At 41.0% G+C, this 7,477-nt stretch carries 6 protein-coding genes; all 6 read right to left on the bottom strand.

Annotated elements, in window-relative coordinates:
- Positions 1-275: 275 nt before the first annotated feature.
- Positions 276-1,268 carry a hypothetical protein gene (locus DSBG_RS06685; protein WP_068963401.1) on the bottom strand — a complete coding sequence of 331 codons (993 nt, stop codon included), beginning with the start codon at positions 1,266-1,268 and terminating at the stop codon, positions 276-278.
- Between the two features lie 294 nt (positions 1,269-1,562).
- Positions 1,563-1,742 carry a hypothetical protein gene (locus DSBG_RS06680; RefSeq protein ID WP_068963400.1) on the bottom strand — a complete coding sequence of 60 codons (180 nt, stop codon included), beginning with the start codon at positions 1,740-1,742 and terminating at the stop codon, positions 1,563-1,565.
- Positions 1,743-1,795: 53 nt separating this feature from the next.
- Positions 1,796-3,136, bottom strand: coding sequence for an adenosylmethionine--8-amino-7-oxononanoate transaminase (bioA, locus tag DSBG_RS06675; protein ID WP_068963399.1), 1,341 nt, complete (start codon positions 3,134-3,136; stop codon positions 1,796-1,798).
- A 251-nt stretch (positions 3,137-3,387) separates the two neighbouring features.
- Positions 3,388-4,068 (bottom strand): dethiobiotin synthase, encoded by a 681-nt coding sequence (bioD, locus tag DSBG_RS06670; RefSeq protein ID WP_068963398.1) that lies wholly within the window; start codon positions 4,066-4,068, stop codon positions 3,388-3,390.
- Positions 4,061-5,032, bottom strand: a complete 972-nt coding sequence (bioB, locus tag DSBG_RS06665) for a biotin synthase BioB (RefSeq protein ID WP_068963397.1) — start codon at positions 5,030-5,032, stop codon at positions 4,061-4,063. The genes bioD and bioB overlap by 8 nt, the downstream gene beginning before the upstream one ends.
- Positions 5,025-6,944 carry an 8-amino-7-oxononanoate synthase gene (bioF, locus tag DSBG_RS06660; RefSeq protein WP_282434198.1) on the bottom strand — a complete coding sequence of 640 codons (1,920 nt, stop codon included), beginning with the start codon at positions 6,942-6,944 and terminating at the stop codon, positions 5,025-5,027. Before bioF ends, bioB begins: the two co-directional genes overlap by 8 nt.
- Between the last annotated feature and the right edge of the window lie 533 nt (positions 6,945-7,477).

Below are 7,477 nucleotides of genomic sequence, written 5' to 3'. Positions count from 1 at the left end.
ATAATGGGGTTAAAAAGTTCCACTGTTTTTAAAATATGATGAGCCTAGTCTAGTCATTTATAATTTCGGACAATTTGCATTCCTCAGCCTTTAAGATATTTGAGCTATTAAGGTAACTCTAAACTAGACACAGGTCCAATTTATCTGAGATATTCCAAGACTATTGACCAAGTGTCCCTAAAGGAATTTCTTCCTCTAGGGACACTTTATTTGTCAGGTCCTTGGCCTCCTTCAGCCGACGGCTGATTTAGGTCATATATTATTCTTCTATTCTTTCATCTATGATTTGAAACTGCATACTCGCTGTATTTGACCAGGCGTGTCTTAAGGTCGTCACCGTCTGCATAAAGCTCCGGCGTAGCATCCAGCCATGAATATCTCTCAAAGAACCGGTCAGCTGACGACGGACCAAAGGAATATTCTCCGCCTTCGCTGCTCAGGAGAAGCGTACTCTTGCCGAGCAACGCATTCACTTCCTCCGCAAAAGCGATCATCTTGGGCGCGTCCAGTTTATTAACACCGTTTACGTCAAACCCGATTGTGTTACTGCGGACGACATGCTCGACGCCGCCCTCCAGAGTGAAAAGGGTATAGGTATAGGTACAATAACCCTGCCACATGCCTGGGAGATATCGCAAAAGATAATCTTCTCCGCCCTGTTCGCAGAGGAAAAGTGAAGTCCAGCCCGCATGCGAAGTGCCGGCCTCCTCGCTCCATATATCATTGCCGCTACTATCACAAATGCGAAGCGTGACGGACCCATTGTCTCGTTGTGATTGATCAAGATAAATAGATTCCTTCAGGCCGTCCCTATTAACATCAGCATTGCCTAAAAGTTTCCACGGTGCATCTGATCGCTTAATCTCATACACCAACTCGTTGGCACCATAATAAAATACTTCTGTAGACCCGTCTTCGAGCACATAACCGTCACCATAAAGCCCCGATAACGTAAAATCAGGTTCACCCATGATTTTTAAGACCACTTCCCGGGGTGTGCCTTTTTTGATATTCTCCCCAACCCTCGTGCCTTCATTAATCTGATCCTTCTCCATGGAAGGTACAGCAGTCGCACCAAGAAACTCCGGCTTCAGCGCAGGATTCGTCAACAGGCATACAGACGAGAGGATGACTGCCAATACCGAAATGATCAATACCCATGCTGCGGGCCTTTTGAAATTCAGCACATTCTTGATTCGTCCCTTAATATTCCTCTCGCCAACTGTGAGCGGGCTACCACCGATGATACGCCATGCCCGTTTTTTCATTATTTCACCTCATTTTACCAACTACCCATAATCTTGCCTGCAATCCACGATATAGTCAACATATATTTAAAAACAGTTCTTGTAATTTCACTTCTTTCCTCTTTCTTTTAATTATGGTCTTAAATCAAGTGAGCGAGCCGGTGATAGCCTCGTCAGAGCACTTCATTACTAAAAGCACTATTCTGCATTTCACCTCATAGTCATGCCGAATGGGAAAAGGGGGGGACAGATACGTTGTTTTATGCGGAAACAACGTATCCGTCCCCCCCTTTCTGAAGCTGGAAGTAATGACACTTATATGATAACCTCTGCTACAACCCCAAATGCACCTTTCTTTGTTTTGTGTCCCATAAATTTATCGTCGACTAAAGTTAAATTTTCACTCGCTATGAATTCCTTTAAAACATTTTCTTTATCTGCAGAGAAATCCAATGCAAAATTAAACTGTTCATTAGTGGCTTTTACACCGCTCACCAGTTGACACCTTTCGAATTTGGAGACAGATCTTGGCCTTACCGTTAGGATTCTCAGCCAATTACTTCTTTAATTGACTCAGTACATATTGATACAGCTTTATCTATCTCTTCTTTATTGATAATCAAGGGCGGATTAAAGTATAACACATTTCCAAGCGGCCTTAAGATCAGACCTTTCTCCAAAGCATTCTTGTAAATCTGATAACCTATGCGAAGTTTAGAATCATATTCTTGCTTTGTATTCTTATCGATTACCAATTCCATAGCGTTCACCAAGCCGATATGTCTGATTTCGCCAATATGAGGATGCTCCAATAATGCTTCGTTTAATTTATTATGAAGATATTCAGCTCTTACTACGGCTTTCTCCAAAATGTGGTCTTCTCTTAATAGTTCCTGAACAGCTAAGGCCGCTGTACATCCCAGAGGATTTCCGCTATAGGTATGGCTATGCATGAATGCTTTTCCTTCATTATAATCTGCGTAAAAGGCATCGAAAATCTCATCGGTCGTTATTGTTATAGCCATTGGCATATAACCGCCTGTCAGACCTTTGGAAACGCACATAATGTCAGGGCTTACCTCCGCATGATCAAAGGCAAACATTTTTCCGGTTCTGCCAAAACCTGTGGCGATTTCATCAGCAATCAAAATCACATGATACTCATCACATAATTTACGAAGTTTTTTCAAATAGATTGCAGGATAGATTCGCATACCTGCACCCCCTTGAAGCAACGGCTCTACGATCATGGCACAGATTTCATCGGCCTGCTCGGCAAAGGCCTTTTCGGCATGTTCAAAACATTCGGCCTTACAGTCGCTTCTGCATTTTCCATAAGGGCACCTATAGCAGTCGGGTGCTTGTACAGGAATGGTGTCCATTAACATAGGCTTATAGATTCTGGCATACAAATCCATGCTTCCAACTGACAAGGCTCCAATGGTTTCTCCATGATACCCTTCTGTCAAACACATAAATTTAGTTTTCTGGGCATGGCCTGTCTGATACTGATATTGAAAGCTCATTTTTAAAGCGCATTCTACCGCTGCAGAACCATTGTCCGAAAAATTAAATTTGGTAAGTCCTTTGGGTATAATCTCCATTAACTGTTCACAGAGATTAATGGCCGGTTCATGCGAAAAGTTGGCGAAGATAACGTGCTCTAACTTATCTAATTGCAGCTTTATGGCATTATTAATCTTTGGGTTACAATGTCCTAAAAGATTACACCACCAGGAACTTACGATATCGATATATTCCTTACCTTCTTTATCGTATAAATAGACCCCTTTCCCATGGTCGATAATAATCGGCTTAAGTTCTTCATAATCTTTCATCTGTGAACAAGGGTGCCAGATATATCTCAAGTCCTTTTCAACTAAATCCACCTTTATCCTTCTTCTTTCTTCTTTAAGTTTTTTTACTTTCTTCTTAAGTTTTTCGGTTCATCTAGTTTTCAAGACCCCACTTCAATATGTGGGGGTGGGTTCTTCGTAAACTTCAGGTGGGGTAAAATCCATCCTACGGCGCGAAAGTATTCGTCAGTGGCATGCGCCTTCGGCGATACTCTCCACTGGAGACTATCGTATCTGAAGCCCCGATGTTCAGCTTTAGCGTAAGCGAGTTCACTTTTAAAATATTAGTCATATAGAGCAGCAAGTTTGTCTGCATCCAGGCTAAGTTCTGGATCATTATCTTTTACGCAAGCTATTACAGGCAGACCAGTCATGATTTCTACCATTTTTATATTATCTTCTTCCATGACGTTGCCTTCATGATAATGATTGAATATAATCCCCTTGATTGGAATGTCTTTCTGCCTCATATATTCAACTGTTAAAACTGCTGCATTTATAGTTCCTAACCCTGCATCTGCAATAAGCACAGTACTTAAAGCTAACTCCTTAATAATATCCTCAAGCATAATCTTTATATGATCAAAACGAATAGGGCATAAGATTCCTCCGCTGCCTTCCACGGTAATATAGTCATATTGGGAGGCTGCTTTCTTGTAGGCAGCCTTAACCACATCCATTTCCACAGGATTGCCTTCTAGCCTAGCTGCCAGATGTGGAGAAACCGCCTTTTCATAAACATATGACACAAGATTCTCCATCGTTTCTCCGATATTGGCTACCCGATTAACGTAGTCGGCATCACCCGGAATTAAACCATTCTCTGTTGCTTTTGCTCCGCTCAAGACAGCTTTATAATAGCTTGCCTTGTATCCGGCAGCACGTAGTTTTTTCACAATTAATCCTGTCACAAACGTTTTTCCGACATCCGTTCCCGTTGCAGTAATAAAAATTCCTTTACTCATTCCACAACGCAGCCTTATAACCCAATTCTTTTAAAAGTTTCAGATCTTGTTCAATAGAGATCCCGGATGTGGTAAGCATATCTCCTGAAATAGCCGCATTGGCACCTGACTGGAAACATTTTAATCCCTTATCCGGTAATAATCCTCTGCCGCCTGCAAGCCGAATGGAGGCATTCGGCACCAAGAAACGGAATACCGCTACAATTCTGCACATATCCTCATTCGTTAGTTTCTTCACATTTTCGTAAGGAGTCCCGGGAATAGGATTCAGCATATTCACGGGAATCGAACGGATACCTAATTCTCGAATGGTAAGCACCATGTCAATTCTATCTTCCATGGTCTCCCCAAGCCCCATAATACCTCCGCTGCAGACATTAAGACCTGCCCTTTGCGCAGCCTTTATAGTCTCGATCTTTTCATCATAAGAATGGGTAGTACAAACATTTGGAAAGTTTCTTCGGGAGGTTTCCAAGTTGTTATGTACTCTGCTTACGCCCGCCTCTTTCAATTTTTTGAACTGTTCTTCAGCCAAAAGTCCAAACGAAGCACAAACAGCAATCCCTGTTTCATTTCTAATCGCCCTTATGCTTTCACATGCCTGGTTGACCTCCTGTTCGCTCAATTTCTTGGCGGAAGTGACTATGGAATAACGAAGTACTCCTCTTTCAGCGTTGTACTGGGCCTGTTTTACGAGGGTCTCAGTATCCAAAAGTGAATATTCGTCGATCTTAGTAATGGAGAATGCTGATTGAGCACAGTATTTACAGTTTTCGGAACATCTGCCGCCCTTCCCGTTAATGATGGCGCAAATATCAAAGTTGTTTCCGCAAAAGTGTTTTCTTATTTCATTGGCAGCCGGACAGATTTCTTCTAAAGGAGCGCCTGCAATGAGCATCGCTTCATCCTTTGTTATCGAAGCTCCATTGATTACATTCTCTTTATAGTGTTGAATCCTATTCATCTGTACCTCCTGGATAGTTGTTTACAATAATCCCGATAGTCTCGGCCGTACGTTTCAGTTCTTCCTTGGTATGAGTCGCCATCAAGGTTACTCTCAGTCTGGCGCTCCCTTTCTTAACGGTAGGGTAGCGAATGGCCGAAATAAAATAACCCTGTGCCAATAATTCCTTGGAGATTTCCAAGGCTTTTTTCTCGTCACCAATAACAATCGGAATAATGGCAGTTTTCGAATCTGCCTCAATTCCCGCTTCTCTTAGACATTGACAAAAGTATTGGACATTTTCCTGCAAGGCTTGAACCCTTTGAGGTTCATTCATGATCAGTTCCAGCGCTTTTATTGAGGAGGCCATAACAGCAGGCGACAAGGATGTCGAAAATATGAAACTACGTGATTTGTTTTTTAGATATTCAATCAAAATTTGTCTTCCACAGACAAATCCGCCTTCGCTTCCAATTGACTTACTTAAAGTTCCCATAATAATATCGGGTTTTTTATCTAGCCGATAATATTCTACGGTCCCCAGTCCTTTGGCACCGATTACGCCTGTGGCATGAGCCTCGTCAATCATCGAAAACAGGCCGTATTTCTCCGCAATTGTTAACAAGCGCGGCAAATTCACGATATCACCGTCCATACTAAAAACAGCATCACTTACGATCAACCCTTTTGAACACGGATTGGCTTTTATTTTATCTTCTAAATCGTTCATATCATTATGACGATATACTACAATTCTGGCCTTGCTAAGTCGGCACCCATCAATGATGCTGGCATGATTCAACTCATCGCTGAAGATCAGGTCATCCTTGGAACAAAGGGACGAAATAACTCCCACATTGGCCATATATCCAGTATTGTAAACTAAAGCCGCCTCTGTTCCTTTAAATCTTGCTAATAACGTTTCCAATTGATTATGGATCGTTGTTGTGCCAGTTGTTAGGCGCGATCCACCTGAGCCTACACCATATTCCTCCATAATTTTTAAGGTATAAGTTTTTACCTGCGGATCATTCGACATATCCAAATAACTATTTGAAGCCAGCATAAGCATGTCTTGGCCTCGAAATTTGACATGAGAACTTTGCGCTGAGTAAAGTTCATTCATACTTCGGTACAAGTTGTCGTCTTTTAAATTTTCCAAAGTATTTTCGATAAAATCCCATTTATTATTCGTACATTGATTATTCGTAATGGAACGCACATTTTTAACTAAGACTTTTTGCTTTTCCAGATAATCAATGCAACCTTGGACTGTGGAAGGTTCCCCCCTATAGAGGAAGATCCTGCCTCCCTCCTGACTTCCCCTTTCCTTAAGCTTCGTAATTCGTACATATCCTGTTTCTTTAGATGCCACATAACCTGTTACATAATCCGGATCATCAGAAATACAGATTTCACCAATAATATTGGGAGCATAGGCTACTTTCGTAGCTAATACGATTGCTTCATTATAATGGTTCTTTACTTCTATGTTTTTGGGCATGAAAGAATGATCGGTATCCATATAGGTAACACGAATTCCCCTCACTTGGTTAGAGTCTAATCTTTCTAAAGTGTCTACATCCAATAATATAGCACCACGTATATTATTGGTTTCGTTTAATTTTTTAATAATTTCCTTGGCATTGGCAATGTTCATCTGTTCAAGAAGAGCTACTACCTTTTGGAGCCCTTCTCGACAATTATCGACAGTAACTGTGCTAACCGGCAATGAATCCAAGTATAAAATATCGTCTTTGTTTACCTTTTCAATTTTAAGATTAATAAAATCCGCCTTACCTTTGGAATGATGCAAGGCTCTATTTAATAAAGCTTCCAAATATGTCCCAATCTTGCCTTCACTTACTATTTTCTCTGCGCCTGAAATATGTCTTTCAATTCCAGCATTGCTTTCGCTTGCTCTCATTTTCAAACTATATAGCTCCAAAAACTTCACCCGATTTCTTAAATAACTATGAATAAGACTCCACTCATCAAATTAATAAAACGGCATTCTTATCCTAAAATAGTTCCTTCGATATAACTTAATAATATAGATTTTCCCTCCCTATTGTCAACCAATATTTAATGAATGGTTGACAATAGGGAGGTTGCGGTGGGGAGTTCATTTTTCGTTGTAGTTAAACAAGTTAGCTCCTTTTCCTCCAACATCAGCTAAACACATCTTATCAATTTCATTGAAATTCAGAACAAATCTTGTCCAAATTCCAGGTCCAGACTGTCCCCTACCTTCAACTGATACTTTTCGGCGGCTGATCAGCCAATGACAATTTTTCTGCCCTCAATTTTTCACAAATGCTTTTTATGATGAACTTAAACCATGATTTATTGCCAATCTCTGAGAAAGTCTTTGCAGGTTACCCTTTTATGCCCCGCTTGGCTGATAACGGCTAAATAACCACGGTCTCTCTCCTTTGTTTTGTGCTATGGCCTTACGCTACAGAA

The sequence above is a fragment of the Desulfosporosinus cupriresistens genome (genome assembly GCF_001707885.1).
Classification (GTDB): Bacteria; Bacillota; Desulfitobacteriia; order Desulfitobacteriales; family Desulfitobacteriaceae; genus Desulfosporosinus.
Note: the sequence above shows the minus strand (reverse complement) of the source record. Positions and strands in the feature narration are given on the sequence as shown.

What these genes read in the sequence shown, in the direction of transcription:
- DSBG_RS06685 (WP_068963401.1), bottom strand. Translation starts at nt 1,268, where the DNA reads ATGAAAAAACGGGCATGGCGTATCATCGGTGGTAGCCCGCTCACAGTT.
- bioD (WP_068963398.1), bottom strand. Translation starts at nt 4,068, where the DNA reads ATGAGTAAAGGAATTTTTATTACTGCAACGGGAACGGATGTCGGAAAA.
- bioB (WP_068963397.1), bottom strand. Translation starts at nt 5,032, where the DNA reads ATGAATAGGATTCAACACTATAAAGAGAATGTAATCAATGGAGCTTCG.